The organism is Mesorhizobium sp. J428 (genome assembly GCF_024699925.1).
GTDB lineage: Bacteria > Pseudomonadota > Alphaproteobacteria > Rhizobiales > Rhizobiaceae > Mesorhizobium_A.
Genome location: NZ_JAJOMX010000004.1, coordinates 76349 through 102636, shown reverse-complemented (window position 1 = coordinate 102636; position 26288 = coordinate 76349). Strand labels below are relative to the sequence as shown.

Annotated in this window: 23 protein-coding genes and 8 pseudogenes; 11 read left to right on the top strand and 20 right to left on the bottom strand. The window is 63.4% G+C overall.

Annotation, left to right across the window (positions count from 1 at the left end; translation table 11 throughout):
* From LRS09_RS27980 to LRS09_RS27930, 11 genes and pseudogenes are all read right to left on the bottom strand, one after another.
* Window positions 1-810, bottom strand: a complete 810-nt coding sequence (locus tag LRS09_RS27980) for an enoyl-CoA hydratase/isomerase family protein (RefSeq protein WP_252913193.1) — start codon at window positions 808-810, stop codon at window positions 1-3.
* Between the two features lie 19 nt (window positions 811-829).
* Window positions 830-1705, bottom strand: coding sequence for an acyl-CoA dehydrogenase family protein (locus LRS09_RS30490; protein ID WP_374684952.1), 876 nt, complete (start codon window positions 1703-1705; stop codon window positions 830-832).
* Window positions 1691-1861, bottom strand: a pseudogene (locus LRS09_RS30485) (hypothetical protein); the annotation flags it as partial. The gene LRS09_RS30490 and the pseudogene LRS09_RS30485, both read right to left, overlap by 15 nt.
* Window positions 1783-1980, bottom strand: coding sequence for an acyl-CoA dehydrogenase family protein (locus LRS09_RS27965; protein ID WP_257810504.1), 198 nt, complete (start codon window positions 1978-1980; stop codon window positions 1783-1785). The pseudogene LRS09_RS30485 and the gene LRS09_RS27965, both read right to left, overlap by 79 nt.
* Window positions 1977-3095, bottom strand: coding sequence for an acyl-CoA dehydrogenase family protein (locus tag LRS09_RS27960; protein ID WP_257810503.1), 1119 nt, complete (start codon window positions 3093-3095; stop codon window positions 1977-1979). Before LRS09_RS27960 ends, LRS09_RS27965 begins: the two co-directional genes overlap by 4 nt.
* Entirely contained in the window at window positions 3092-3541 is a 450-nt protein-coding gene (locus LRS09_RS27955) for a MaoC/PaaZ C-terminal domain-containing protein (RefSeq protein ID WP_257810502.1), read from the bottom strand. The genes LRS09_RS27960 and LRS09_RS27955 overlap by 4 nt, the downstream gene beginning before the upstream one ends.
* On the bottom strand, window positions 3538-4263 hold the full coding sequence (locus tag LRS09_RS27950) for a transglutaminase family protein (protein WP_244649502.1): 726 nt from the start codon (window positions 4261-4263) through the stop codon (window positions 3538-3540). The genes LRS09_RS27955 and LRS09_RS27950 overlap by 4 nt, the downstream gene beginning before the upstream one ends.
* An 89-nt stretch (window positions 4264-4352) precedes the next feature.
* Window positions 4353-5480 (bottom strand): CaiB/BaiF CoA-transferase family protein, encoded by a 1128-nt coding sequence (locus LRS09_RS27945; protein WP_257810500.1) that lies wholly within the window; start codon window positions 5478-5480, stop codon window positions 4353-4355.
* Window positions 5481-5491: 11 nt separating this feature from the next.
* Window positions 5492-6349, bottom strand: coding sequence for a MaoC/PaaZ C-terminal domain-containing protein (locus tag LRS09_RS27940; protein ID WP_257810499.1), 858 nt, complete (start codon window positions 6347-6349; stop codon window positions 5492-5494).
* Window positions 6350-6370: 21 nt separating this feature from the next.
* Window positions 6371-7522, bottom strand: coding sequence for a thiolase (locus LRS09_RS27935; protein WP_257810498.1), 1152 nt, complete (start codon window positions 7520-7522; stop codon window positions 6371-6373).
* 4 nt (window positions 7523-7526) lie between these two features.
* Window positions 7527-7898, bottom strand: a complete 372-nt coding sequence (locus tag LRS09_RS27930; protein WP_257810497.1) for a Zn-ribbon domain-containing OB-fold protein — start codon at window positions 7896-7898, stop codon at window positions 7527-7529.
* A 107-nt stretch (window positions 7899-8005) separates the two neighbouring features.
* Between LRS09_RS27930 and LRS09_RS27925 the strand changes: the two genes are divergently transcribed.
* The 3 genes from LRS09_RS27925 (at window position 8006) to LRS09_RS27915 (ending at window position 11546) form a co-directional block, all read left to right on the top strand.
* Window positions 8006-9169 (top strand): CaiB/BaiF CoA-transferase family protein, encoded by a 1164-nt coding sequence (locus LRS09_RS27925; protein WP_257810496.1) that lies wholly within the window; start codon window positions 8006-8008, stop codon window positions 9167-9169.
* Entirely contained in the window at window positions 9166-10332 is a 1167-nt protein-coding gene (locus tag LRS09_RS27920) for a CaiB/BaiF CoA-transferase family protein (RefSeq protein ID WP_257810495.1), read from the top strand. The genes LRS09_RS27925 and LRS09_RS27920 overlap by 4 nt, the downstream gene beginning before the upstream one ends.
* Window positions 10333-10523: 191 nt before the next feature.
* A complete protein-coding gene (locus LRS09_RS27915) occupies window positions 10524-11546 on the top strand; it encodes a CoA ester lyase (RefSeq protein ID WP_257810494.1) in 1023 nt (340 codons plus the stop codon).
* Here LRS09_RS27915 and LRS09_RS27910 read toward each other — a convergent pair.
* The 3 genes from LRS09_RS27910 to LRS09_RS27900 are packed head-to-tail and all read right to left on the bottom strand — an operon-like array spanning window position 11482 to window position 14772.
* On the bottom strand, window positions 11482-12645 hold the full coding sequence (locus LRS09_RS27910) for an acyl-CoA dehydrogenase family protein (RefSeq protein ID WP_257810493.1): 1164 nt from the start codon (window positions 12643-12645) through the stop codon (window positions 11482-11484). The two genes, LRS09_RS27915 and LRS09_RS27910, sit on opposite strands and share 65 nt — an antisense overlap.
* Window positions 12646-12664: 19 nt before the next feature.
* Window positions 12665-13525, bottom strand: a complete 861-nt coding sequence (locus LRS09_RS27905; RefSeq protein WP_257810492.1) for a GntR family transcriptional regulator — start codon at window positions 13523-13525, stop codon at window positions 12665-12667.
* Window positions 13522-14772, bottom strand: a complete 1251-nt coding sequence (locus LRS09_RS27900) for a CaiB/BaiF CoA-transferase family protein (RefSeq protein WP_257810491.1) — start codon at window positions 14770-14772, stop codon at window positions 13522-13524. The genes LRS09_RS27905 and LRS09_RS27900 overlap by 4 nt, the downstream gene beginning before the upstream one ends.
* A 245-nt stretch (window positions 14773-15017) precedes the next feature.
* On the opposite strand from LRS09_RS27900, the gene LRS09_RS27895 reads away from it, so the two are divergent.
* The 4 genes from LRS09_RS27895 to dctP are packed head-to-tail and all read left to right on the top strand — an operon-like array spanning window position 15018 to window position 17965.
* On the top strand, window positions 15018-15575 hold the full coding sequence (locus tag LRS09_RS27895; protein ID WP_257810490.1) for a TRAP transporter small permease: 558 nt from the start codon (window positions 15018-15020) through the stop codon (window positions 15573-15575).
* Window positions 15572-16858, top strand: a complete 1287-nt coding sequence (locus LRS09_RS27890) for a TRAP transporter large permease (RefSeq protein WP_257810489.1) — start codon at window positions 15572-15574, stop codon at window positions 16856-16858. The genes LRS09_RS27895 and LRS09_RS27890 overlap by 4 nt, the downstream gene beginning before the upstream one ends.
* Window positions 16859-16916: 58 nt before the next feature.
* Window positions 16917-17375, top strand: a complete 459-nt coding sequence (locus LRS09_RS27885) for a hypothetical protein (protein WP_257810488.1) — start codon at window positions 16917-16919, stop codon at window positions 17373-17375.
* On the top strand, window positions 17297-17965 hold the full coding sequence (dctP, locus tag LRS09_RS27880) for a TRAP transporter substrate-binding protein DctP (protein WP_257810487.1): 669 nt from the start codon (window positions 17297-17299) through the stop codon (window positions 17963-17965). The genes LRS09_RS27885 and dctP overlap by 79 nt, the downstream gene beginning before the upstream one ends.
* A gap of 899 nt (window positions 17966-18864) precedes the next feature.
* Here the strand turns inward: dctP and LRS09_RS27875 are convergent.
* Window positions 18865-19683: pseudogene (locus LRS09_RS27875) on the bottom strand (IS110 family transposase); the annotation flags it as partial.
* A gap of 32 nt (window positions 19684-19715) precedes the next feature.
* Between LRS09_RS27875 and LRS09_RS27870 the strand changes: the two are divergent.
* Window positions 19716-21062 (top strand): annotated as a pseudogene (locus LRS09_RS27870) (IS3 family transposase).
* A gap of 74 nt (window positions 21063-21136) precedes the next feature.
* Here the strand turns inward: LRS09_RS27870 and LRS09_RS27865 are convergent.
* A pseudogene (locus tag LRS09_RS27865) lies at window positions 21137-21405 on the bottom strand (IS110 family transposase); the annotation flags it as partial.
* Window positions 21406-21480: 75 nt separating this feature from the next.
* Here LRS09_RS27865 and LRS09_RS27860 point away from each other — a divergent pair.
* Window positions 21481-21735, top strand: a pseudogene (locus LRS09_RS27860) (transposase); the annotation flags it as partial.
* 296 nt (window positions 21736-22031) lie between these two features.
* Here the strand turns inward: LRS09_RS27860 and LRS09_RS27855 are convergent.
* Genes LRS09_RS27855 through LRS09_RS27845 form a run of 3 tightly spaced genes read right to left on the bottom strand, consistent with a single transcriptional unit; the run spans window position 22032 to window position 23343 of the window.
* Window positions 22032-22964, bottom strand: a complete 933-nt coding sequence (locus LRS09_RS27855; protein WP_257810486.1) for an acyl-CoA dehydrogenase family protein — start codon at window positions 22962-22964, stop codon at window positions 22032-22034.
* Window positions 22964-23182 carry an acyl-CoA dehydrogenase family protein gene (locus LRS09_RS27850; protein ID WP_257810485.1) on the bottom strand — a complete coding sequence of 73 codons (219 nt, stop codon included), beginning with the start codon at window positions 23180-23182 and terminating at the stop codon, window positions 22964-22966. Before LRS09_RS27850 ends, LRS09_RS27855 begins: the two co-directional genes overlap by 1 nt.
* A gap of 5 nt (window positions 23183-23187) precedes the next feature.
* The gene (locus LRS09_RS27845; RefSeq protein WP_257810484.1) at window positions 23188-23343 is read right to left on the bottom strand and encodes a hypothetical protein; all 156 of its coding nucleotides are present in this window, start codon (window positions 23341-23343) and stop codon (window positions 23188-23190) included.
* 84 nt (window positions 23344-23427) lie between these two features.
* On the opposite strand from LRS09_RS27845, the pseudogene LRS09_RS27840 reads away from it, so the two are divergent.
* Window positions 23428-24269, top strand: a pseudogene (locus LRS09_RS27840) (IS3 family transposase); the annotation flags it as partial.
* A 210-nt stretch (window positions 24270-24479) separates the two neighbouring features.
* Here the strand turns inward: LRS09_RS27840 and LRS09_RS27835 are convergent.
* Window positions 24480-25761: pseudogene (locus LRS09_RS27835) on the bottom strand (IS110 family transposase).
* A gap of 137 nt (window positions 25762-25898) precedes the next feature.
* Between LRS09_RS27835 and LRS09_RS27830 the strand changes: the two are divergent.
* Window positions 25899-26240: pseudogene (locus LRS09_RS27830) on the top strand (transposase); the annotation flags it as partial.
* Window positions 26241-26288: the final 48 nt, after the last annotated feature.

The window sequence follows — 26288 nt, the reverse complement described above, 5'->3', positions numbered from 1 at the left end:
TCAGATCGGACAATCCTTGCGGAAGTTTGGCGCGCGCTTCTCGCGATGTGACAGGACGCCTTCCTTGACGTCCTCGCTCATGAAGCCGAGCATTTCGAGAGCAGTGGATGCGTCGAAGATCGGACCGGCTTGACGCAGCCAGTTGTTGAGCGAGTATTTGGTCCAGCGGATCGCGCTCTGCGAGCCATTTGCCAGCTCGGTGGCGATGTCGAGCGCGGTCTGCTGTAGAACCTCATCCTCGACACACATCGACACTAGCCCGATCCGGTCAGCCTCCTCACCCGAGACCGGCTTGCAGGTCATCAGATAGTATTTTGCCTTGGCCATGCCGCACAGCAGTGGCCAGATGATCGCGGCGACGTCACCGGCGGCGACGCCGAGACGAGGATGGCCGTCAACGATTCTGGCCTTCTTGCCGGCGATCGATACGTCGGCCAGGATGCCGACGACCAGTCCGGCGCCGGCCGCGGGACCGTTAATCGCCGAGATGATCGGCTTGTTGCAGTTGATGATGTTGTAGACGAGGTTCCTGGCCTCTTTCCACGTCTTCATGATCTCGTGCGAATTGCCGATCATGCTCTCGATCAGACTGAAATCGCCGCCCGCCGAAAACGCTTTGCCTGCACCGGTGACGATCACCGCATTGATGTCGGGATCGCGATCGATGTCGATCCACATATCGGTCATCTGCGTGTGGGTCTCGGCGTCCACCGAGTTGAAGGTCTCGGGCCGGTCGAAAGTGATGCGCAGCACGCGCTCGGCCGGATAATCGAATTTCAGCTTGTCGTATTTCGCGTAACGATCGGACATCATAAATCCTCCCTCGTGATCAGCCCGGCAGGCCCAGGACAGCTTTCGATAGAATGTTGCGTTGGATTTCGTTCGACCCGCCGTAGATCGTGGTCGGCCGGGCCTTGTAGAAGGTCGCCAGAACATCGACACCAACATTGCCGACCTGCAATGGGCCGAGGGTGCCGCCGTCGGGTCCTGCCGCCTCGATCATGAGTTCGGTGATCTTCTGAAACGTCTCGGTCACCCAGATCTTGAGCATCGAGACATCCGCGCCCAGCGGTTCGCCCCGCTTGAGTTGATCGGCGAAGCGCGCGTAAAGTGCCGCATGATCCTCGACATCGAGCGCAACCTCGGCGAAGCGGTCGCAAAAGACCGGGTCGTCGAAGCGGCCGGCACCGCGGGCGTAGGTTTCAAGCTGGCCAATCGCGTTCTGGGCCAGATTCGGTGCGCCGATAAACACCCGCTCGAAGCTGAGCAGGGACTTGGCCATCGTCCAGCCCTTGTTCAGTTCGCCCACGAGGTTTTCGCACGGGGTGCGGGCATCGTCGAAGAAGACCTCGCAGAACTCGGTTTCGCCCGCCAGCGTGGTGATCGTTCGGACCTCGACCCCCGGCTGATCCATCGGCACGAGAATGAAGCTGATCCCCTGCTGTTTTTTTGGGGCTTTCGGATCGGTGCGCACCAGCATGAAAATGTGCGTCGAGTCATGCGCCATCGTCGTCCAGATCTTCTGTCCGTTGATCACGAACTCGTCCCCGTCGATCACGGCGTTCGTGCGCAGGTTCGCCAGATCGGACCCTGCGCCCGGCTCGGAATAGCCCTGGCACCAAATGTCCTCACAGCTCAGAATGCGGGGCAGCCAGTATGCCTTCTGAGCATCGGTGCCGAACTTGATGATGAGCGGACCGACCATCTGCACGCCCATGTCGCGGCCGCGCACGACCCCCCAACGCTGCTGTTCCTCATAGAAGATGAGAAGCTTGGCCGCGTTCAGCCCCATGCCGCCGCATCCGCAGGCCAGGCCGGTGCGACCCAGCCCTTGGCATGAAGCTTGCGGTGCCAGTGCTCGATTTCGGCGAACTTCGGGCGATGCGAAAGATTGCGCAGCTCTTCGGGATACTCGGTTTCGAAGAACTGCCGTACCTCCCTGCGGAAGTCCGCGTCGCTCATGGCGTTGTAGTCGATCACTCTGCGGCCTCCTCTGCGTTGCGGGCGTTCAGCCAGAGCCGCCGGTGATGGACGTCGTCGCCCAGCCAGGCCGAGAGCACCAGCGCCCTGTTCAGGTAAAGCCCGATGTCGAACTCGTCGGTGTAGCCGACCGCGCCATGCAGCTGGATGGCCTCGCGCGTGATCTTCCTGGCCGTGGTGCAAGCCCGGGCCTTGGCGCGGCTGGCCTGGCGGGCACGCAGGCGCGGGGCTTCTGTCGCGTCCATCAGGCCTAGCGCGTCGCGCACGCCCGCTTCGGCCACTTCCTGCATGACATGCATGTCCACCGCGCGATGCTGAATGACCTGGAACGAACCGATTGGCTTGTCGAACTGCTCGCGCGTCTTGATGTAGTCGAGCGTGATCTCCAGCGCCTTGGCGCTGACCCCGACAAGCTCGGCCGCCGTCAGCGCTGTCGTGTCGCTGACGGCAGCTTCCAGAGCCTTTGCGACGGCCGGGCCCTTTGCGAGCAATTCGGCTGGTGCGCCCGACAGGTGTAGCTCGGCCAGCATACTGCCATCGGACTGACGCCGTTTGTCGATGGCTATGCCCTTGCCGCCGGGTTCAACCAAAGCGAGAGCCGGGCCGCCGCCGGCCTCCGCCACGACGAGGATGCCACTTGCAGCAGCCACCCCCGCGACCCATGATTTCATCCCGGTCAGAGCGCCGTTCTCGAACCGACATGACAGGGTGTTGGAGAGACCTTTGGCGTCACGCTCCTGCCATGCTGTTGCCAGGACCGTCGTGCCGGCCAGCGCCTCGGTCAGAAGCGCATGCTCGGGGCAGAGTCGGCGTAAAAGGCCAATTGCGAGCCCAACCGAGGCGACCACAGGCTCGGGCGCGATCGCCCGGCCTACTTCTTCGGCGATGATACCGGCGGCGGCCAGCCCCATGCCGAGGCCGCCGGCCTCTTCGGGAACCACTGCGCCGAACACGCCAGCCTCGGCCAGTTCCGTCATCACGGGCGCATCCCAGCCGCCGCCTTCGTCCCTGATCTTGCGCGCTCGCGCCACGCCGCCCGCGCGCTCCAACAGCGTGCGGACGCTTTGACGCAATAGGCGGAGATCGTCCTGGTCGTGATGTGCAGCGTTGCTCATTTTTCCTCCGAGGGCCGGCGCTTGATCATCACCGGAGTATCGGCAGTGAACACGACCTGTCCTGCGGGATTCATGGCTCTGAGCGTGTAGGCCAGCACGCCCCTATCCGGTTTGCTCTTCGAAGGTGTGACCGAAGAGACTTCCAGTTCGATGTCCAGCGCCTCGCCGGGCCGAATTGGCCGAGGCCATCTCAGCGAATCGAAACCCAACCCCCCGATATTGGCGATCTCCGGCATCATTCCATGCATGACTGGCTTGAACACCTGCAGCATCGTCTGAAAGCCCGAGGCGATCAGGCTGCCGTGGACGGACACGGCATAGTTCTCATCGGTGTGCAGCCGCTGCGGATCCCATTCATGCGCGAACGCAATGATCTCCTCCTTGCTCAGCGGCTCTGCGCGGAACCTGTAGATCTGACCTGGCTGGAAATCTTCCAGATATTTCATGAGACCTTGCCCGCTGCCGCAAACCCGGCGTCCACCCCTTCGGCGCTGTGCGAGATGCGCTCGCGATTGAACTGCTCGAGCTTGGGATAGGTCCTTTTGAAAAGGCGCAGGAATTCCTCCATCGGTGCGTCGACGTAGAGCCCCCGATCGTTCACATATTCCATGTGCCGCTGGTCCTTGACGTCGAATTCGTGAAACAGGGCGTCGCTGTTGCCATCGAAGATTAGCGGCCTGACCCCGAACCGCTCGCACAGCTCCATGTTGAACGCAGGCGTGATCTTATAGGTATTGCCGTCGAGCCAGAGCTGCACGTAGCCGTGATAGACGAAGAGATCGGTGCCCATCAGCTCCCGCAGCTTGGGCGTGTTCAGATGGTTGCGCACATCGGCGAATCCCAGCGCTGCAGGAATGTCGACCGCGCGCAGGCAGGCCGCCAAGAGGATCGCTTTGGGCACACAGAAGGCGGCCTCCGCTCCGGCGATGGCGCTCGCCCGGTAAGCATCGGCCGTCAAGGCGAAGGTGTAGGGATCATAACGGATACCGTCCCGCACCGCCTCGAATAGGCGGATCGCCTTATCGCTCTTCGATGCATCGTTGGGTAGATCGCGCAGAGCCCGGGCGACGAACTGCTGGACCTCGGGGCTGTCGCTGTTCACGAAATACGTGGGCACGACGTATCTCGCGGCCTCTTCCGGGAGCTCTTCTTGGGAGGTCGTCATCATATCCACCTTCTGGGAGAAGCAATTCTAACACCTGTTAGATTAATGGACCACGCTGCCACCGTCAATGGTTCGGCGTTCTTGGCGGTGTCTCATGGGTCGGGCAGCCCGAAATAGCGGTTGTCACGTGCGAGATCGGGCGCGGCCTCGTCGCGGGAGGGCGGCGCGCGAAAAGCCGGCGCGATCGGCAGCGGCAGAGCGGGTACGCGCCGTTCCCCGATTCGCACCCGCCGGCCGTAAACGCCCCGCTTGGCAAAATGGTCGTTGGATGCCGCCTCGGCCGGGGTCTTGACCACCGTGCAGCAGCAATCGGCCTTGGCCAAAAGCGGTTCCCAGTGCGAGGCCGGATGCGTCGCCAAGAGGCGGGCAACTTCGGCGGTGCTTGCTTGCGGATCGGCGATGTCGTCGCGCAGCTCCGCCCCTAGTCCGATCACATCGCAGAAGGCCTGCCAGAACTTCTCTTCGAGTGCCGCCACGGCGATCTGCCGTCCGTCGGCGGCGGAATAGAGCCTGTAGCGCGCCAATCCGCCCGTCAACCGGTCGGCGCCATTGCCAATCGGCTCTCCGGCGACAACGCCCTTGGCATGCGCCCAATAGGCGAAAACGAAGGCGCCCTCGGCCATGGCGATGTCTAGACGGGCACCCTGCCCCGCATGGTCGCGCTCGCGCAGGGCGAGCAGGATATTGAGCACCGCCGGGTAGCTGCCGCCCCCAATGTCGGCCACCAGCGCGAACGGCATTGTCGGCTGCTCGTCGGGACCGCGACTGAGCGACAGAATTCCGGCGTCGCCGACGTAGTTCAGGTCGTGGCCGGCAAAGTCCCGTTTCGGCCCGGTCTGTCCGTAGCCGGTGATCGAGCAATAGACGATGCCCGGATTGATGGCACGCACCGCCTCATATCCCAAGCCCAGCCGATCCATCACGCCGGGGCGGAACTGCTCGACCAGGACATCGGCCTTCTCGATCAGCGGACGGAGGCTCTCCACCGCACCTTCAGCCTTCAAATCCAGTGCAATCGATTTCTTGCCGCGATTCAGGATCGCGTAACCGATGCTGACGCCGTCGATTTTCGGCTCCGTATGACGCGCGTCCTCGCCCTTGCCAGGGCGCTCCAGCTTGACAACTTCCGCCCCTGCCTCGGCTAGCATCAGGGTCGCCAAGGGGCCAGGCAGAAGCGTGCTGAAATCCAGCACGAGAATATCGCTGAGCGGCTGAGCCATGGTCGCTGTCCTCAGGCGAAGCGGGCTGCGCCGTTGTTCAGCACCACGACCTGACGCTCGGGGATCGAGGCTTTGAACCGGGCTTCGTTGCCTTCCCGCCAGATATGAAACCGCACCGTCTCGCCCGGATAGACCGGGGCGGAAAAGCGCACATCCAGTCCGGTCAGCCGGCTCGCGTCATAGTCGCAGAGCGTCTTGAGAATGGCGCGGGCCGCCAGCCCGTAGGTGGCCAGGCCATGCAGGATCGGGCGCTCGAACCCTGCCGCACGGGCGACCTTGGGATCAGCGTGCAGCGGGTTGAAATCGCCCGACAGGCGATAGATCAGCGCCTGGCGTGGCAGCGTCGCAAGATCGCAAACATGGTCGGGCTCGCGCTCGGGGATGGACGCAGGCGTCGGTCCCGGTTTGTTTTCGCCGCCAAACCCGCCGTCGCCGCGGCAGAAGGTCGACATCGAGACCTTGGCCAGCGTCTCGCCACTGGCCGCATTGATGATGTCACGGCTCAGATAGATGACCGCACCGCGCTCTTCGCCCTTATCGGAGATCTGATCGATCCTGGTACGGCCGATCAGTTCACCTTTGACCGGCAATGGCTTGTAGACATCCAGCCACTGCTCGCCGTGCAAGACCTTCTTCCAATCGATCCCGGTGCGCGGATCGCGCAGCCAGAAACCGGGGTAGCCAAGCGTGACGGCCATTGACGGCACGACCATCAGCCCGTCCTCATAGACATAGGCTAGTTCTTTTTCGTCGGTCGGATTCTCGCCAAAGCCCAAGCCAAGCGCATAGAGCATGGTGTCGCGCTCGGTGAGGGTTTGCGCTACATCTTCAAACTCCCAGTTGGAGAGAGCCTCATAATTGAGCGGCATCGCTTCGCCTCCCCAGTCGTTTCACAACGTGTTCTCCGAGCCCAGAATTGCAGTGACCTGGCTCGACAACGTGCCGCCGTTGCCGTGGGCGAGCGCCAGATCAATATTTGCGATCTGAAGTCCCGGCGCATCGCCCCGGATCTGGCGGGTCGCCTCGATCACCGTGAAGATGCCGTACATGCCCGGATGCACGCAGGAGAGCCCGCCGCCGTTGGTGTTGACCGGCAACTCACCCCCCGGCGCGATCCGCCCGCCCTCGACGAAGGCCCCGCCCTCGCCCTTCTCGCAAAAGCCCAGGTCCTCCAGAAAGAGGATCGTGTTGATGGTGAAGGCGTCGTAAAGTTCCACCACGTCGATGTCGGACGGAGTCACCCCTGCTGCGGCAAAGGCGCGCGCACCCGACTCCCTGGCCGCCGTGACGGTGAAATCCGGCATCTGGGAAATCTGTCGATGCGTGCTCTCGGCGGCGGAGCCAAGAACGTAAACCGGCGGCTTGGGGAAATCCCTCGCCCGCTCGGATCGAACCATCACGATCGCCCCGCCGCCATCAGTGACGAGGCAGCAGTCGCGCACCGTCAGCGGATCGCTCACCATGCGGGCGGCGAGCACATCCTCGCGTGTCAGGTCGCCGCGCGCGAAGGCCTCGGGATTGTGCTGCGCCCAGGCCCGCGCGGCAACCGCCACATCGGCCAGCTGTTCGCGCGTGGTGCCAAATTCGTGCATGTGCCGCGCCGCCGCAAGAGCATAGGCGGAGATCGGATAGCGCGGGCGATAGATCTGTTCGTAAGGCGGCGGCCGCGAGGCCGTAACGAGCTTGCCCGACCCACTGCGCTGGTTCGAGCCGTAGACGATCAGCGCCACATCGCACAACCCCGCTGTGAGCGCCATGGTGGCCGCGGTGATGTAGTTGACGAACGAAGAGCCGCCGGTCATCGTCCCCTCGACGAAACGCGGGCGGATGCCAAGATATTCCGCCGCCATCAACGCTGGCATGCTGTCTTCCATCATCGTGCAAAAGAGTCCGTCCACATCGGACAGTTTCAGCTGCGCATCCGCCAGTGCCGCCAAGCCCGCCTGCGCCATGATGTCGTAGGCCGTCAGTCCGGGCGCCTCGCCGAAGCCGGCGTGTCCGGTGCCCACGATCGCAGATTTGCCGCGCAGCTTGTTCTCCACCTCTTCAGCCCCCTTCCGGCCTGCACAGCACGGCGGGGGTGCCGTCGATCTCTCCCGCATAGGCGATCACCGCCATGCCGATCTCCACGTCAGGAGGCGCAACGCCCTCAACGCGGCTCATCATCCGAACCCGTTCCTCCAGTTCGACGATGCAGACATTGTAATCGCCGCCCCTATCGGGCGCGCGCCTGACGACCGTTGTGGTATGGATCTCGCCCCTGCCCGAAATCTCGTGTGACGTGAACGAGGTTACGTAACAATGCGGACAGACCACGCGCGGGAAAAAGTGGAAACGTCCGCACGCGTTGCACTTGGGAAGAACCACCTTGCCTTCTGCCAGCCCCCTTCGAAAGGCTACATCCGGGCCTTCGTGCATTCTCAACCACCCTTCCCTGGCTGCGCTTCCAGGTCATCTGAGTTGACGATATTTCTAACAGATGTTAGATTTCTGGCAAGCTCAAAATTCACGCGTTCGAGAAGAATATGAACATCGACGAAAAGGGCCCGCTGCATGGGCTGCTTGTGGTCGCGCTGGAACAGGCGGTTGCCGCGCCATTCTGCTCGTCGCGCCTTGCAGATGCGGGTGCCCGGGTCATCAAGGTGGAGCGCAAGGGATCGGGCGATTTTGCTCGCGGATACGATAGAGCGGCGAACGGGGAAAGCGCCTATTTCGTCTGGCTTAACCGGGGCAAGGAATCCCTGGAGCTTGATATCAAGGACCCAGACGATCGTGCGCTGCTGGAACGGATTCTCGCCCGCGCCGATGTGTTCCTGCAGAACCTCGCCCCCGGCTCGCTCGAAAAGCTGGAACTGGATTCGGCATCGCTGCGCGCGCGTTTCCCGCAGCTCGTCACCTGCGATATCACGGGCTACGGCGATGATGGGCCGATGCGTAATGCCAAGGCCTATGACCTGCTTGTGCAATGCGAGAGCGGACTGGCATCGATCACCGGCACGCCGGACGGACCCGGACGGGTCGGCATTTCGGTGTGCGACATCGCCACGGGCATGACCGCCCATGCGGGGATTTGCGAAGCGCTGATCGAATGCCAGCGCACCGGGCGCGCCCGCGGCGTCAGCGTGGCGATGTTCGACACCATGGCCGATTGGATGGCGGTGCCGCTTATCTTTCACGATTGTGCCGGACGTCCAACGCCTCGGGTGGGCCTCAGTCATCCGGTGATCTGCCCCTATGGCGCCTATACCTGCCGCGATGGCGGCCAGATCGTACTGTCGGTGCAGAACGAGCGCGAATGGGCGCGCTTTTGCAACGCGGTTCTGAAGCGGCCCGAACTCGTTGAGGATCCGCGTTTCGACGGCAATGACAACCGCAACCGCAACCGGGATGTGCTGCAGCCGATGATCGAATCCGCTTTCGCTGCGCTCGACAGGGCGCAGATGCTGGCGCTCCTGAGTGAAGCCGACATCGCCTCGGGCGCGGTCAACAACGTCGCGGCACTTTCCAGCCACCCGCAGCTCGACCGGACGCTCATTCAGTGCCCTTCGGGCGAAGTTGGTCTACCGGCACCACCGATTCGCAGGTCGGGCGAGAATATGCCGCTGGGCGCCTCGCCTGCGCTGGGGGCGCATAATGCGGCGATCCGGCGGGAATTCGCCGTGCCCGTCGCAGGCGAGGACCAGACATGAGCGAGGCAAGACCCGCACTTCTGTCGGGGGTCCGGATCATTGACATGACCTCGGTCGTGTTCGGTCCCTTGGCCACGCAGATGCTGGGTGATCTGGGGGCCGACGTCATCAAGGTAGAAAGCCCCGAGGGCGATATGCTGCGCCAGGTACAACCCGCTCAAAGCCCCGGCATGGGAGCAGCCTTTCTGGGCGTGAATCGCAATAAGCGCAGCGTCGTGCTGGATCTCAAGACCGATGACGGCCGACGGTCTTTGCGCCGGCTTTTACGCGACGCCGATGTCTTCATATCCAGCATTCGCCCTTCCGCACTGGCCCGCTTGTCCCTGGCGCCGGACGCTCTGCGTCGCGAAAATCTCCGCCTCATTACCGTGGCTGCCGTGGGCTTCGGGTCGGACGGGCCGTACCGCGACAAGCCCGCCTATGATGACAGCGTTCAGGCGGTCTCGGGCATGGCGGGGCTGGCCACGATGCGCGACCCCGGCGCGCCGCCCTCCTATGCGCCAACCATTCTGGCCGACAAGCTGGGCGGAGTCACGGCGTCCTGGGCGGTAATGGCCGCGCTCTACCACCGGGAACGAACCGGCGAGGGGCAGCATGTCGAGGTGCCGATGTTCGAAACGCTGGCATCATTTCTGCTGGTGGAGCACATGGCCGCCGCCACATTCAAAAACCTCCCGCAAAGCTTCGGCTACAGCCGCATGCTGGTGCCGCATCGCCGTCCGCTCCAGACGAAGGACGGCTATATCACCATCCTTCCCTATTCCAACGCGCAATGGGCCCGCTTCTTCCGCGCCATCGGACGTGAAGACATGCTCTGTCACCCGTGGGTGACGAACATGGACGAACGCAGCCGCAATATCGGCGCGGTCTATGACATGGTAGCGCAGTTTGCGCCGTCGCGGACGACACAGGAATGGATCGACCTGATGGGGGAAGCCGACATCCCGGTCATGCCGGTGCGGATGCTGCCCGACCTGCCGCAGGATTCCCACATGAAGGCAACCGGCTTCTTCCAGCGCGTGGCGCATCCCACCGAAGGCGCCATCTGGACAACCAAACCTCCGGTGAAGTTTTCGGCCACGCCGGCGCGGCACGATCTGCGCCCCGCGCCGCGCCTTGGTGAACATAGCGAAGAGATCCTGAGCGGAGTGGTGGAGGACTGAATAGCTTTCCAGCTCCGGGAGCGATCACGCGCCCTTTAGACTAAGACTAGAGGCTGCTGGCGGTTTTTCGCAAGGCTTTAGGAATGCCGCATCAGATCGGTAGCAATGCTGTCGAACAGTTTTTCCCTGATCCGCCTTGGGTACGGGCCAGCTCTCGACGGGGAGGCTCTCGGCTAAGCGGCTAAATAGCAATGGAGGTCACATTGATTCCGCGCAGCTATCTTTTCGTCCCCGGCGACCGCCCGGACCGCTTCGACAAGGCGCTTGCGACGGGCGCCGACATTGTGGTGCTCGATCTCGAAGATGCTGTGCTTCCCGAGAGCAAGGCCCGCGCGCGCGAGGCGGTCCGCAACTGGCTTCGCATGGGCGGCCGCTCGGCGGTCCGGATCAACGGCATCGGAATGGAATGGCACGAGGAAGATGTGGTGCTGCTGGCCACGCCGGGCGTCGCCGCAGCACTCCTGCCCAAGGCGGAAGAGCCTGCGGCGCTCGACGCCTTCGTCTCCGCTTTGCCTCAAGGTCTGCCGATAGTGCCCCTGATCGAGAGCGCACTCGGAATTTGGAACGCTCGGGAGCTGGCCAGTGTCAAGGGTGTGACGCGACTTGCCTTCGGGTCGATCGATTTCCAGCTCGACACGGGCATCGAAGCTGAGGGCGAGGCTCTGCTCTACGCCCGTTCGCGCTTGGTGCTCGCCTCGACGATTGCCCGTATCGCGCCACCTGTTGACGGTGTGACAATCGCGCTTGACGATGAAGAGCGGCTGCGCGCCGACATCGCGGCGGCGCGCGCCCTGGGGTTCGGCGGAAAGCTGTGCGTCCATCCCCGTCAACTGGCAGCGGTGCACAAAGGCTTTGCACCCGACGAGGCGACGCTCGCCTGGGCGCAGGCGGTCGTGGAGGCCGCGCGGACGAGCGATGCGGGCGCGGTGCGCGTCAACGGCAAGCTCGTCGACCGCCCAGTTGTGGAGCGGGCAAAAAGAATTCTTGAAGACGGTGGCCAAGTGCCCCAAACGCCAGACTGTGGAGGACTGTTAGATCGGTCGAGGCCCATCAGGGGCCCCGCCTCGAGGCGGCGGCATGATCAACGGGCAAGCCTAGAAACGCCGCAAACCTGTCCGGGAAATGGGGGCCACCCAAGCTGGCTATGGCTCAGTAAGACTTGGGCATCCCCAGCGCCTTCTCGGCCACGTGCGAAAGGATCAGTTCCTCGCTGACCGGGGCGATGAAGTTCAGTATGCTTTCGCGGAAGTAGCGCTCGACGTGATATTCCTGCGCGAAACCGAAGCCGCCGTGGGTGCGAACCGCCCGGAACGCCGCCTCGTAGGCCGCCGAACCGGCGAGGTTGCGCGCCGTGTTCGCCTCCAACCCGCAGGGCCGACCCTGATCGTAAAGCGTGGCGGCCTTGTAGGTCATCAGTTCCGCCGCCTGCAGACGCATCCACGCCGCGGCGAGCGGATGCTGGATCGCCTGGTTCTGGCCGATCGGACGGCCGAAGACGATGCGCTCGCGCGCATAGGCCGCCGCCTTTTCCAGGACATACATCCCGAAGCCGACCGCCGCGGCGGCAACAACGATCCGCTCGGCGTTCAGACCGTGTAGCAGCACCTTGAAGCCCTCGCCCTCGGCCCCGATCCGGTCTTCCTCCGGCACCTCGAGCCCGTCGATGAAGATCGCATTCGAATCGACCGCGTTGCGGGCCATCTTGTGGATTTCGTGCACGTCGATCTTGCTGCGGTCGAAATCGGTGTAGAACACCGTCATGCCGTCGGTCGGCCGCTTGCACTCCTCGATCGGGGTGGTGCGGGTGACCAGCAGGATGTGGTCGGCGCGCTGCGCGGTCGAGGTCCATACCTTGCGCCCGTTCACCACATATCCCCCGCCCTCGCGCCGGCGCGCGAAGGTGGAGATGTGCGTTGTGTCGAGGCCCGCATCCGGTTCGGTGACCCCGAAGCAGGTGCGGTGTTCGCCCCGGATCAGCGGCGGCAGCATCCGGGCCTTCTGCTTGGGGGTTCCGAAGCCGACTACCGGTTGCAGCCCGAAAATGTTGATATGCACCGAGGAACTGGCTGCCGCGCCGTAGCGGCCGATCTCCTGCATCACCAGAGACGCCTCGGTGATGCCAAGGCCCGAGCCGCCGTATTCCTCGGGCATGGTCACGCCGTAGAAGCCGCCCTTCGCGATCTCGGCCGCGAAATCGTCGGGAAAGGTGCCGGTGCGTTCGCGTTCGAGCCAGTAGGCATCGTCGAAACGCGCGCAGATTCTGGCCACCGCCTCGCGGATGGCCCGTTGCTCCTGGCTTAGATCGAAATCCATGACGTCGCTCCTCCTGCTGTCATGCTTGCGGTTCCTCCCCGGCCTCGGGCGCGGGGGGCGGTGTCATATGCGGACGCCAGGTGCCGGGATCGCCGGTGGCGAGATCCCCGAACCGGCGCTCGGCGGCGAAGACGTCGCTGCGGATCAGCACACGGTGGGCCATGATCGGGCACCCGTCGGGATCCAACAGCCGCGAGGCCAGATGGGCCACCGGGTCGCTGAGGGCGATCCCCAGCAGCCGCGCGACCGCGATGTCGGCCCTCATGATGGTGATGACTTGGTCACCCGACAGGCCCGACAGGCCGGTATGATCGCGCAGCAGTTGCGAATAGAGCCGCGTTTGGTCGGCCCCCTCGGGCAGCATATCGAAATAACGCTGCGGCAGCCACAGCTCGACCAGCGAATAGGGCCGCGCCCCGGCATGGTGACGCTTGCGCACATGGACCAACGGGGTTTCCATTCCCGTCAGGTCGCGGTCGAGGTCGGGAAGTTCGGCGCAGGACGTGCGTGACAGGATCTCGATGCGCACCTGCGCCCGGAGCGTCAGCGGATCGTAGGAGGGCGCCCGGTCCCCCAGCTGCTCGGCCGCCGCGGTGACGAAGGTGCCCCTTCCGCGGGCGCTGTCGATCAGCCCCTCGCCGCGCAGCACCCCCAGAGCCTGACGGACCGTCTCGCGGGCGATGCCATATTCGCCGCGCAGATCCTGCAAGGTCGGCAACTGGCTTTGCGCCGGCCATTGGCCTTGGCGGATCTTCTCGCGCAACAGGCTGGCGAGCTTGAGATAGAGCGGTATGCCGTCGCGCTGCCGAAGTGGATCCTCGCCCGGGCCGCCCACGGCGGCGCTGTCCGCACCCGTGCCGGCGACCCGCAGGCCAGTCAAGGCCGACCGCCGGAATGGCGCGCGGCCCCCGCCGGCGTGGCGGCGGCCGTCGCAGGCTGCGCAAGAACCCTGGTCTCGATCAGCCGCGCAATCCGCTCGGGCGAAAGGCCGAACTCGCCCAGGATCGCCGCACCCTGCGCGCCGAGCGCGGGGGCCGGAAGGTCGGGCCCCGTCTCCACGCCGCGCATCGTGTAGGGGCTGCGGACCCGGCGCATCGGCCCCTGTTGGGGATGATCGTAATCCTCGATCAGCCCGACGGCGCGGATATGCGGATCGTCGGGCAGATCCTCCATCGCCACCACCGGGGCATTCGGAATGTCGAGCGAATCGAACAGCGCCTGCCACTCTGCCGTGGTTCGTTGCGGCAGGATCTGTGCGACGGCGATCTCGTAGAGTTCGGGGAAGTGCCGCTGCGCGGTGACGGGGTCGGTCATCATCGGTCCATCGACCACGTCATCGCGGCCCACCGCGCGCAGGAACCGCTGCCACTGGTCGAACTTGTAAACCCCGTGCGCGATGAAACCGTCGCGGGTGCGCGCCGGCTTGCGGAACGGGCTCATCACGCGGGCGTAGCCGAACCCGCCTTCCGGCGGCCGGTAGGACGCGCCGCTGAGATGCTGGCTCAGCATCACCGAGACCATGGTCTCGAACATCGGCGTCTCGATATAGCAACCCTCGCCGGTGGCACGCTGCCGGAAAAGGCCGGCAGTTATCGCCTGCCCCAGCACCAGGCCGGTGATCTTGTCGGCCGCCACCATCGGCACGAAGGCCGGGGCGCCGGCATTTCGCCCATTGGCCTCGGCCAAGCCCGAGCGGGCCTGGATCAGGTCGTCGAAGGCTGGCAGGTCCGCGTACGGCCCACCCTGCCCGAACCCGATCGCCGCACAATAGACGATGCGCGGATTGACCGCCCGCACATTCTCGTAGCCAAGGCCCAGCCGCTCGATCGCGGGCACGCGCATGTTGTGGACCACCACATCCGCTTGGGCCAACATCTCCAGCAGAACCGCGCGCCCCTCTGCTGACTTGAGATCGAGTGCGATGCTGCGCTTGTTGCGGTTCACCGCCATCCACTGGGCAGTCATGCCCGGCGCGCGCGAGACGCCGAGCCGTCGGTAATAGTCCCCCTCCGGGGCCTCCACCTTGATCACGTCGGCGCCGAAATCGCCCAGAAACTGTGTCGCGTAAGGCGCCAGCAGAATGTGCCCAAGCTCTACGACACGCACCCCGTCGAGCAAATGAAACATGGCCCTCCCCCTTGCAGATCACTGGCGCCGGCGCCCCGGTCTATAAAAACTGGTCTATAGGACTTTTTTTGCACGCAGATCGTTGACATGCAAGGGCACCTTGCTACGCTCGCCGCAAGGTAGAGGTGATTGCGGCATTCTCTGGCGCTGTTTTCTTCATGCGCGGGAGGAGTGAGGAAGGCCGCCGGGGGAGGATTATGGTACCGGTCAAGTCTGGGGAAAGGGGCGGGCCAACCGCTCGGGCCATGACGGCGATGTCGCGCGGCCTCGCCGCTATGGAAACCGCGCTGGCCGCCCTGGCCTGTCTCGCCCTGGCGGCGATCATGCTGATCGTCGTTGTGGACGTGGCGATGCGCTATGCGCTGTCGATGCCGCTGGGCTGGTCCTACGACGTGATCGGGCTTTACCTGATGGTGGCGGTGTTCTTCCTGATGCTGCCCGACACGCTGCACAATCACGGTCATGTGGCGATCGACCTGTTCCAGGGCACGCTGCCGCGCCGGCTGCGGCATGTGGGTCTGGCCCTCAGCTACGCCGGCGGCACCGTGGTCATGGCGCTGATCGGGAGCGAGGCCTGGGATCGCTTCAATGCCGCCTTCGACGGACAGGAGAGGATCGCCGCAATCGTGCCGTGGCTGACCTGGCCCGCCTATCTGATTGTGATGGTGGGCACCGCGCTTCTGACCCTGCGACTGGCCTACCGCGCGGCAGGGCACGGGTTTTCGTCGCTGTCCGGCCACGATCTGGTCGAGATGCCGCCGCCGCCCGAGACTGCCCGCCCCGAAGGCGAGGACGCCTTGTGATGGTGGCCGTGGTCGTCGCCCTCCTGGCCGCGCTGCTTGTGACGGGGTTGCCGGTGGCACTGGCCCTGGCGATCTCGGGCGCGCTGGGGCTCTACATGTTCGGCGGCATGGCCGTGCTGGGCGGGATCCTGAAGACCGCGCCGCTGAGCACCGCGAATTCCTACGAGATCATCACCATCCCGATGTTCATCCTGATGGCCGAGTTCGTCATCATCTCTGGCGTGGCGCAGGATCTGTTCCGGGCCGCCACCATATGGGTCGGCCGCCTGCGGGGCGGCCTCGCCATGGCCACCGCGGTGGCGGGGGCGGGCTTCGGCGCGATCTCGGGATCGAGTACGGCGGCGGCGGCAACGCTCGCCTCGACCTCGATCCCGGCCATGATCGACGAAGGCTACGACCCCAGGCTGGCAAGCGGTGTCGTGGCGATCTCGGGCACGCTTGCCATGCTGATCCCGCCGTCGGTGGCGCTGATCCTGTGCGGCATCATCGCCGATGTCTCGGTCGGGCAGTTGCTGGTGGCCGGGGTGATCCCCGGGATTCTGGTCACCCTCACCATCATGGCCACGGTCGCCGTTCTCGTGCGCATCGATCCCTCGGCTGCGCCGGCCGGCCGCCCCTACCGGTTTCGCGAGAAAGTCGCATCGCTGTCGCGCACGGGGCCGATGCTGGTGCTGTTCCTGGCCGTCACCGGCACGATCTACACCGGATTTGCCACGCCTACCGAGGCGTCGGGCATCGGCGCCTTCGGCGCGATGCTGCTGGCGCTGCGCGAGGGCAAGCTGGGTTTCGGCCCGGCCTGGGGCTGCCTGAGGCGCGCGGCGCAGACCACCTGCATGATCCTCTTCGTGATCCTCGGCGCGCATATCTTCGGCTATTTCTTCACCCTCACGCGGGTGACCAACGATCTGACCCAGTGGATCGGCGGACTCGGCATGTCGCCGATGGGGGTGATGGTGGTGATCCTGATCATCTACATCTTCCTCGGCGCCTTCATGGACCAGATCGCCATCCTCATCCTGACGGTGCCGGTGCTTCTACCGCTGGTGCTGAACCTGGGTTTCGACCCAGTCTGGTTCGGGGTAATCGTGGTGGTGACGGCGGAGGTCGGCATGGTGACGCCGCCGCTCGGCATGAACGTCTTCGTGGTGGCGCGATATACCCGGCGGCCACTGGGCGAAATCTTCCGTGGCACCTTTCCGCATGTGCTGGCGCATCTCGTGGTCATCGCGCTGCTGACCGCTTTTCCTGCGCTCGTTCTTTGGCTGCCCTCGACGATGAATTGAAGCAGGCCCCGAAACCGCGCAGGGCCGCAACCGGATTAACCAGGAGGAGAACCGAAACATGTCCAAGAAGCCCAAACAATCCGTCATACCCCTAGGCGCTGCGGGGTGGGCCCTGGCCCTCGCCGTCCTGCCGCTGGCCGCGCAGCCGGTCACGGCTCAGGAGGTCCAGCTGCGGGCGGCCGACAGCCTGCCTACGGGCCACTACATCGCCCAGAGCCTGATCGAACCGTTCATGGAGCGCGTGAGCGAACGCACGGGCAAGACCGAGTTCGCGTATTTCCCGGCCGAGCAGCTTGGCAAGGCCAAGGATTTGCTGTCCCTCACACAGACCGGCGTGACCGACATCGGGTATGTCGGCCCCTCCTATGTCAGTGACAAGATGCCGTTGTCGGCAGTAGGACAATTGCCCGAAGCCTTTGCGACCTCCTGCGAGGGCAGATGGCCTACTGGGAGATCGCCAAACCCGGTGGCCCGCTCGACGAGGCCGAATTCGCCCCGAACGGCGTGCGTCTGCTGATGGCCATGGTGCTGCCGCCCTACAACCTGCTGACCTCGAGCCGCGAGATCACCGATCTGGACAGCATGAAGGGACTGAAGATCCGCAGCACCGGCGGGGCCCTCGACCTGACAGTGCAGAAGATCGGCGGCGTTCCGGTTCAGATGCCGGCCCCCGAAGTGCGCGAGGCGCTCTCGCGCGGAACGATCGACGCAGGGCTCTTTCCGTATCCAAGCGTCACACCCTACGGCATGGAGGCGTTCCTGGACTGGGGCACCCAGGGTCTGAACTTCGGATCCTTCGTGGCGACCTATGTCATCAGCACCGATAAGTGGAACAGCCTTCCCGAGGATGTCCAGCAGGCGATGACCGAGATCGGCAAGGAACTGACCCGGGAGGGCTGCGAAACCGCGGACGCCGGGAACATGGAGGTCAAGCAGCAAATCGCGGATGCCGGTGTGACCTTTGTTGACCTGCCGCCCGAGGATGTCGAGAAACTGGGCGAAATCCTGTCGACCGTCGGTTCGGAATGGGCTGCCCAGTTTGATTCCCAGGGCAAGCCCGGCTCCGATATCCTGGAAGCCTTCAGGGCGGCGCTGGCCAAGAACTGAAGCCGCCTATGTCGCGGCCCGCGACTCGCGGCGTCACTATGCGGCTTAATGCGGCATTTACCCAAACCGGCGTTGGCGGTTTCTACCGTGTTCCATTTCGAAGCCGTCGGATATTGCTCGGCAGTCGCCTCACGAAAATCTCTTGCGTCCCCACCCGGTCTGGGCGGGGACGCGTCCGTTCTCAGGAACTCATACCATATGTGGAACGTATATGGACCCCGCCCGATTGCAACAGGTCGGCTTGGATCAGGATCGTCGGTCACAACTGCTTGTGTGGATGCCGGCCGTTTTGCAAGGAAAATTTCGAACTTTTGAGCATGTGATCGAGTGCGGTCTTGTGTCAGGCCTCTCATGTGCGGCCATTCACATGCCGCGGGCCGGTATGGTGATGCGCGGATCAGGTCCAAATCTGACGTACGAGCTGTCAGCTCCCGCAGTGTATGCTGGTTTTCTCTGACCCCGATCTGATCGATCATTTGCCCATGCGGTTCTTGCCTTCCTCACATTCCCCGACGTACCGGCTTCAGGTACACCGCTAAGTCGTCATGCAGCCACCATCGCCGGATTCCGGTAATTCCTCGCCTATGTGGAACAGGTCCTCGCACCCGAACTCCGCCCCGGCGACGTCGTGGTCATGGACATGTGTGGACGCCCCCGTTGGTGCAAGAAGAATCTTTTCGAAGAGCGCAGCGTGGTCGGGTGCTGACATGTGTCCGGCCTCTGTTGCGGCTATCACATGCCGCGGGCCCGTATGGGAGTTCGCGGATCGGGTCCAATTCAACCTCGCGCGCTCAAGGCGCGTATCCATGATCTGGTTTTCCCGAGCCCGTCTCTTTGACCGTAGCGCCATACTCTCCGTTCGACCTTCTCACACCATGGCAGCCCGCTCGAGGAGCGGACTATCCTGCTATGGCCGGCGTTCGATAGGTTCCGCCTCTGGCCATCAATGCCCACACGATGCGCGCCGTCTTGTTGGCCAAGGCGACGATGACCAGCATGGGTGGCTTGCGCTCAAGCATCCGCGAAAGCCACGGATCCCCGGTCGATCCCTTCCGCATGGCCCAGCGCACAGCGGCGCTGGCCCCAATGATCAGCAACCGTCGCAGGGTTCGCTCGCCCATTCGAGACGTCTCGCCGAGCTTCTGCTTTCCGCCCGAAGAACGTTGCAGCGGCGTTAGTCCGAGCCATGCCGCGAAGTCCCGGCCTCTCTTGAAGGTCTGAGCGGACGGGGCCAACGCGGCAAGCGCCGTCGCGGTGATCGGTCCTATACCGGGAATGGTCATCAAGCGCTTGGCTTCCGCATCCTCTCTGGCGCGCCGGGCAATCTCTCGGTCGAGTTCGGCCACTCTCGTATCCAGCGCCCGCAACTGCTCAACGAGTAGAGACAGGATCGAGCGGGCGGCTTCGGGGATGGTGGGGTCCTTCTCCTCGATCGCCGTAACAAGTTTAGCGACGTGGAAGAGGCCTTGCGCAGCCACAAGTCCAAATTCCGCAAGATGGCCGCGTATTGCATTGATCGTCTGGGTCCGCTGGCGAACCACAAGATCGCGGACGCGGAACACCATTGCCGCAGCCTGCTGCTCTTCGCTTTTTGCCGCTACGAACCGCATGGTCGGCCGCTGAGCAGCTTCACAGATCGCTTCAGCGTCAGCCGCATCGTTCTTCTTGTTCCCCGTCAGCGCCCATGGCACAGATTCAGGGTTGAGCTTTAAGGAGTGTTTTGGTCTCGTCGTCTGACGAAGGAACCAAGATGACTGCTAAATCCCCGAGCACCAAAAAGCCTGCCGAGCAGGTGGTGAAGGACATTCGCCGGGCGACCCGACGGCACTTTTCAGCTGAAGACAAGATCCGGATCGTTCTCGATGGTCTGCGCGGCGAAGACAGCATTGCCGAACTGTGCCGCAAGGAAGGCATCGCGCAGAGCCTGTATTACACTTGGTCGAAAGAGTTCATGGAAGCCGGCAAGCGCCGACTGGCGGGCGATACTGCTCGTGCTGCGACCAGTGATGAGGTCAAGGATCTGCGCCGAGAGGCTGGTGCGCTCAAGGAATGCGTTGCCGACCTGACGCTGGAAAACCGTCTGCTTAAAAAAAGCATGATCGCGGATGGGGACGAGCCAGAATGAGATATCCCGCATCCGAAAAGCTCGAGATCATCAATCTGGTTGAGCAGTCGCACCTGCCCACAAAACGCACGCTGGACCGGCTGGGCATCCCGCGCCGGACCTTCTATCGCTGGTATGACCGCTACCTCGGTGGCGGTCCTGAAGCACTAGAAGATCGGTCTTCGGCACCCAGTCGGGTGTGGAACCGGATCCCGACTGCCGTCCATGATCAGCTCATCGAGATGGCGTTGGAAGAGTCCGAACTCTCGCCTCGGGAGCTGGCTGTGAGCTTCACCGACCAGAAGGGGTATTTCGTGTCCGAAGCCAGCGTTTACCGGCTTCTCAAGGCCCACGATCACCAGCCCGGCCTATGTGGTGATCAAGGCGGCAGATGCGTTCCACACCAAAACGGTGCGGCCCAACGAGATGTGGCAGACCGATTTCACCTACTTCAAGATCATCGGCTGGGGCTGGATGTATCTGTCCACGGTGCTCGACGATTACTCGCGCTACATCATCGCCTGGAAGCTGTGCAACACAATGCGGGCCGAGGACGTCACTGACACGCTGGACATGGCCCTCGCGGCCTCAGGCTGCGACCAGGTGCATGTGCATCACAAGCCCCGGCTGCTCAGCGATAATGGCCCCTGCTATATCGCCAGTGAACTGGCCGATTATATCCAGACCAATCGCATGAGCCACGTCCGCGGCGCCCCGATGCATCCCCAGACCCAGGGCAAGATCGAGCGCTGGCACCAAACCATGAAGAACCGCATCCTGCTGGAGAACTACTTCCTGCCCGGCGACCTGGAGGCCCAGATCGGCGCCTTCGTCGAACACTACAATCACAGGCGCTATCATGAGAGCCTCGACAACGTGACCCCGGCAGACGCCTACTTCGGCAGGGCCGCAGCCATCATAAAACAGCGCGAAAGGATCAAACGACAAACCATCCAGCATCGGCGCTTGCAGCACCGCAAGCTCGCCGCATAACATCAACCCAAAGACGAGGCCGATACTCCGCTAATCCAAGACCCAAACTGCGCCAAATGATCTGACGACGGACAGTTCTTCTGACGCTTCACAAATGGCTTGACGTATCCCGGAGCGATTAGCCGGACTTCGTGCCCGAGCTTCGCAATCTCCCGCGCCCAGTAGTGGCTGCCGGCGCACGCTTCCATGGCAACCGTGCAGGCCGGCTGGTCGGCAAGAAAGCGAAGCTTACCTGATCGCGGCGAAGCTTCTTCCTGAACAGCACAGCTCCCGACCCATCTGCGCCGTGCGCCTGGAACACGTTCTTCGCCAGGTCCAATCCGATTGTGTTACCTTCCAACATGGACGCCTCCATTCAAGTGATGATCAACGACACCACTTTGGCACAGCGATGCCGTGAGGGGGCGTCCACCCCATCAACCTGCCGGCCCACAAGATCAGGGGCGTGCGCGAAGCGATCGAGAAGGCCGGTGCCCGGCTCCTGTTCCTGCCGCCCTATTCTCCCGACCTCAATCCGATCGAGATGGCCTTCTCAAAGCTCAAAGCCCTCCTTAGGAAGGCCGCAGCCCGCACCATCGACGAACTCTGGTCAGTCGTCGCCGACTGCCTCACAGCGTTTACGCCCGAGGAATGCAGGAACTATTTCGAGGCGGCGGGATATGACCCTGAATAAGTCGAATCTGCTCTAGCCGGCTTCGCCCGCCGCTATGGGATGAAGCTGATCTCGATCGAGGATCTCATCGCCTGGCGCCCGGGCGAACGGGCGGTAGGCCCCCGGCGGCGGGGATGCACTGCCTGCCGACCGTCCACGATATAGCGACCGGTTCGACCGCGCCAGACACCCATACCGCAGTTTGGCGGCTCGCAAAGCGCTGCCAGGGTGGTGATAGGACCGCACCGTTCCCGAGTGTGAAAATCGGCTGAAAAGGTGCTCGCCATACGGGCCGTTCCGCACATGTCGTCGGCCAGTCAGGCGATGGCCGAGATGCCGAGTATCTCTCGGCCGACGATCAAGGTCTGGATCTCGGAGGTGCCCTCGGGGATCACCGAGCCGCGGGTATCACGGAAGATCCGCTCGATTGGATAGTCGGCGCTGTAACCCATCCCGCCGTGGACCTGCAGCGCCATGTCGGCCACCTCGTGGGCGGCCTCGGTCGCGTAGAGCTTGGCGATCGAGCATTCCTGGCGCGCCGGCAGCCCCGCATCCAACGCCCAGGCCGCCCGGTAGCCCAGCATCCGCGCCGCCTCGACGCGCACCGTCATGTCCACGATGTGCTTCTGCACGAGTTGGAAGCCCCCAATTGGGCGGCCGAACTGCTGCCGCGTCTGGGCGTAGGTGGTCGAGAGATCCAGCGCCGCCTGCCCGGCGCCGACCGCCCCCATGGCGACGCTGAGGCGCCCGAAGTTGAGCCCGGTCAGGATCATCTTCAGGCCCTCGCCCTCGCGCCCGATCAGGTTCTCGTGCGGGACCACCGTATCGGCGAAGGTCAGGGCCGAGGTGCCGGTCGCGCGTACCACCATGGTCTTGACGCGCTCGGCGGTGTAGCTGCTCTGCTGGCGGTCGATCAGAAACAGGCTGATGCCGCCGTCGCAAGAGTTGCTATAGGTCTTCGCCACCACGATCCCGAACTCGCCCCAGAGCCCGTTGGTGATCCAGAGTTTCGAGCCGTTCAGGAGCCAGGCGCCGCCGCGCGCCTCGGCCCGGGTCTCGAGCCCGGCCACGTTCGAGCCGTGATTGGGCTCGGTGATGGCCACGAAGACCCTCCGCTTGCCGGCCAGGAGCGGGCGCAGATAGGTCTCCTTCTGCGCCTCGCTGCCCCAGTTGCCCAGGATCGAGGCGACGATGTTGATGGTGTTGAGGGTGCCGCGCAACGCCATCCACTGATAGCCCGCCTCTTCCATCAGTATGCGGCGTAATCAGTGTAGGCCATGCCGTAGCCGCCCATGGATTCGGGCAGGAGGCCGCCGATATAGCCGAATTCGGTCAGTTCGGGCAACAGGTCCCAGGCGAATTCCTCGCGCTGCTCGTGATCTGCGACGATCGGGGCCACCCGCCGCTCCATGAAGCGGCGCACCGAAGACTTGAGCATCTCCTGCTCGGTCGTTAGTCGAAAATCCATCGTTCCTACCTTTCCGAAACCGTCCCGCGCGACAGGCGAACGAGGCGTGCGCGCACCCGCGTCAGGCCTCCGGCCAATCCGTCGGGCATGAACAGGATGATGATCACGATCAGCACCCCGTAGATCACGAAGTGCATCCCGCTTGCGGTGCCACCCAGCATCCCGCGGGCGATCTCGCCGACTGATCCACCCCCATTGAACGGGTCCACCTTGAAGTATGGTTTTGACCATGAAGGAGGACCACAATGGCAAACAAGCGACACAAGCCCGACGAGATCGTCACGAAGCTTCGGCAGGTTGAGGTTTTGCGCGGCCAAGGCATGGCGATGGCGGATGCCGTTCGCCAGATCGGCGTTTCCGAACTGACGTTCTACCGGTGGCGCAAGCAATATGGCGGCATGAGCCGTGACCAGCTTCGGCAGTTGAAGGATCTCCAGAAGGAGAACGAACGGCTTCGCAAGGCGGTGGCCGATCTGACGCTGGACAAGCTGATCCTGACGGAGGCTGCGCGGGGAAACTTCTGAGCCCCTCGCGTCGCCGTGCCTGCATCGACCATGTTCGCTCGGTTCTGCCGAAGCGCGTGTCGGAGCGCCGGGTATGCCTCGTGCTTGGGCAGCATCGCTCCACGCAGCGGCGTATTCCTCGCGGCCGGGACGACGAGCAGCAACTGACCGAGGACATCGTTGCACTGGCCCGCCGCTATGGCCGCTACGGCTATCGCAAGATCGCCGAGCTTCTGCGCAGCCAGATGGGCTGGGTGGTCAACGACAAGCGGGTCGAGCGCATCTGGCGGCAAGAGGGGCTGAAGGTTCCAGCCAAACAACCGAAGAAAGGCCGGCTCTGGCTCGCCGACGGATCATGCATCCGCCTGCGCGCCGAGCGGCCCAACCATGTCTGGTCCTACGACTTCGTCGAGGACCGCACTCATGACGGAAGGAAGTACCGCATGCTTAACGTGATCGACGAGTTCACGCATGAGGCGCTGGCGATCCGCATCGATCGCAAGCTCAACTCCACCGACGTCATCGACGTCCTGTCCGACCTGTTCATCCTGCGCGGCGTGCCTGAGCACATCCGTTCCGACAACGTCCTATGTTGGGAAGAATTGGCGGTATCGGGCGTCAGGTCACGGGGCATCTGAGCGATCAGATACCCTGATAAAGTTGCCCAGGCGGGCTCCGCCGTCAAGAAGCGGTCTCTCCCATAGCAAACACAGAGTACGCACGATGGCGGCTCTCACCGTCCTTAAGACGAGATCCTGAATCCCAAGCGGAAGACCTGAACATTATCTACGAGGTCAGCGAACTGCCTCCACGGCCCTTGTCAGAAAAGGGTTCTTCCGCCTGGGCTCGCCCCCTCGAAGAAGGGACGATAGGGTTCGCCGTGTTTGATCACGGCGTAGTACGCGCCATCTTGGCTGCGATTGCGGTATAGGCTTTGCGACGCAGGTGAGCGTTGTGCCGATCCTTGGCTATGTAGCGCTCGAACCTATCGCGGAAGCTGTTGGTTCGGTGTAGCACTGCGGTTTGCCCTGCCATCCAGAAGGTCCGTCGAAGCCGGGCGTTGCCATATTTTGAGATCTTGCTCTGTCCTCGGAACATGCCTGATTGCACGGTGGCGAGATCCATGCCGCAGAACTTTAGGAACTGGCGATGATGCCCGAAACGGCGCAGATCGCCGGCTTCGGCGAGAATGGTCAGGGCGTTGATCGGCCCAATGCCCGGAACGGTGACCAGTAGCTGGTAGTCGGGATGGTCGGACAGCAGTTCCACAGCGCGGTTCTCGACCTCATCGCGCTGGCGCACCAAGCCGCGACCCTCGGCGAGGACCAGCCGGAACATCCGCAAGGCATCGGACTCTGCTGCTACAGGTAAGCCGACAGAGTCTTTGGCAGACTCGTAAATATCTGAAAGCAGGAGCGTTTTGGAAACCTTCCGGCCGACGACGTTCCAGGCGGCATCAATGAAGGCCTCCTTCGTCATTGCCGAGATCATGTGCGGCGACGGGAACTGTTCCAAAAAGGCCAGGAACCAGTCGCTGCGTGCGCTGCGATGGAACCGCTCGGCTTCAGGGAAATACAGCGGCAGGTAGTGGGTCAGGATCCGGTGCCAGAGTTCGGTCTTGGAGCGCGAGATGATCTCGTGCGTCTTGGAAAGCTCCTGAATGTCGTTCGTGCCCGCGATCAGCGGATCGTGGAAAAACTGGACCGCGCCGATCTCCAGCATGCGCAGGATGACCTGGGCGTCCTTTGGGTCGTTCTTGTCCCAGCTGTTGTGAAGGGCTTCCCGCGTCCGAGCGAGGGCAACCGAGGAGATCAGCTTCAGCTCGAAACCGGCTGCGCCCAGATGATGCGCGAGTGCCCGATGATAATTGCCCGTCGCCTCGAATCCGATCCGGACCGGCAAGCCATACTGGCGAAGAACCGCGATCAGTCGCTCGAAATCCTCGAGGCTGTTCCGGATCGCCAATCGGCGCCGGCGCGCTTTACCGGGAACCGCGATCAGCACCTCATGCCGGTGTTTGGAAATGTCGATGGCTACAAGAAGGGGCGAAACGGGGATAGTGTTGGCGATGGTCATGGCCGGTCTCCTTTACGGTGTGGTTCGCAAAACCACTGTAGAGACCCGAGACCCGGCTATGGCCACCTGCTGCGCTATTTTGAAGGCTGCGCAGGAGGCCATAGCCTTCCCAAACAATCTTCTTCCCGACGTGCTACGGCCCGGAGTTCATCGCCACGGCCGTGCAGGACTGGATCACCGCCGTCGGGGCGAAGACTGCCTACATCGCACCCGGAAGCCCATGGGAGAATGGCTACATCGAGAGCTTCAATGCTCGCCTGCGCGACGAACTCCTCGACGGCGAGATCTTCTACACGCTCAAAGAGGCCAGGATCATCGTGGAAAGCTGGCGTCGGCATTACAACACCGTGCGTCCGCATGGATCGCTCGGCTACAAGCCGCCGGCGCCGGAGGTCTTCATCCCGGCATTCGCGCGGGCGGCCCTGCAACCCCAACCAGCGATGCCGCCCGCGCTGGCGCCACGACCATCATTGCACTAACAATCAAATTGGACCCGTCCGTGGGGGCCGATCATGATTCCATTCGCC

What these genes read in the sequence shown, in the direction of transcription:
- LRS09_RS27915 (WP_257810494.1), top strand. Translation starts at nt 10,524, where the DNA reads ATGGAGGTCACATTGATTCCGCGCAGCTATCTTTTCGTCCCCGGCGAC.
- LRS09_RS27925 (WP_257810496.1), top strand. Translation starts at nt 8,006, where the DNA reads ATGAACATCGACGAAAAGGGCCCGCTGCATGGGCTGCTTGTGGTCGCG.
- LRS09_RS30490 (WP_374684952.1), bottom strand. Translation starts at nt 1,705, where the DNA reads ATGGTCGGTCCGCTCATCATCAAGTTCGGCACCGATGCTCAGAAGGCA.
- LRS09_RS27900 (WP_257810491.1), bottom strand. Translation starts at nt 14,772, where the DNA reads ATGTTTCATTTGCTCGACGGGGTGCGTGTCGTAGAGCTTGGGCACATT.
- LRS09_RS27980 (WP_252913193.1), bottom strand. Translation starts at nt 810, where the DNA reads ATGTCCGATCGTTACGCGAAATACGACAAGCTGAAATTCGATTATCCG.
- LRS09_RS27940 (WP_257810499.1), bottom strand. Translation starts at nt 6,349, where the DNA reads ATGCCGCTCAATTATGAGGCTCTCTCCAACTGGGAGTTTGAAGATGTA.
- LRS09_RS27855 (WP_257810486.1), bottom strand. Translation starts at nt 22,964, where the DNA reads ATGGAAGAGGCGGGCTATCAGTGGATGGCGTTGCGCGGCACCCTCAAC.
- LRS09_RS27845 (WP_257810484.1), bottom strand. Translation starts at nt 23,343, where the DNA reads ATGCTGGGTGGCACCGCAAGCGGGATGCACTTCGTGATCTACGGGGTG.
- LRS09_RS27920 (WP_257810495.1), top strand. Translation starts at nt 9,166, where the DNA reads ATGAGCGAGGCAAGACCCGCACTTCTGTCGGGGGTCCGGATCATTGAC.
- LRS09_RS27895 (WP_257810490.1), top strand. Translation starts at nt 15,018, where the DNA reads ATGACGGCGATGTCGCGCGGCCTCGCCGCTATGGAAACCGCGCTGGCC.
- LRS09_RS27930 (WP_257810497.1), bottom strand. Translation starts at nt 7,898, where the DNA reads ATGCACGAAGGCCCGGATGTAGCCTTTCGAAGGGGGCTGGCAGAAGGC.
- LRS09_RS27955 (WP_257810502.1), bottom strand. Translation starts at nt 3,541, where the DNA reads ATGAAATATCTGGAAGATTTCCAGCCAGGTCAGATCTACAGGTTCCGC.
- LRS09_RS27910 (WP_257810493.1), bottom strand. Translation starts at nt 12,645, where the DNA reads ATGGATTTCGATCTAAGCCAGGAGCAACGGGCCATCCGCGAGGCGGTG.
- LRS09_RS27945 (WP_257810500.1), bottom strand. Translation starts at nt 5,480, where the DNA reads ATGGCTCAGCCGCTCAGCGATATTCTCGTGCTGGATTTCAGCACGCTT.
- dctP (WP_257810487.1), top strand. Translation starts at nt 17,297, where the DNA reads ATGGCCTACTGGGAGATCGCCAAACCCGGTGGCCCGCTCGACGAGGCC.
- LRS09_RS27960 (WP_257810503.1), bottom strand. Translation starts at nt 3,095, where the DNA reads ATGAGCAACGCTGCACATCACGACCAGGACGATCTCCGCCTATTGCGT.
- LRS09_RS27850 (WP_257810485.1), bottom strand. Translation starts at nt 23,182, where the DNA reads ATGGATTTTCGACTAACGACCGAGCAGGAGATGCTCAAGTCTTCGGTG.
- LRS09_RS27950 (WP_244649502.1), bottom strand. Translation starts at nt 4,263, where the DNA reads ATGATGACGACCTCCCAAGAAGAGCTCCCGGAAGAGGCCGCGAGATAC.
- LRS09_RS27885 (WP_257810488.1), top strand. Translation starts at nt 16,917, where the DNA reads ATGTCCAAGAAGCCCAAACAATCCGTCATACCCCTAGGCGCTGCGGGG.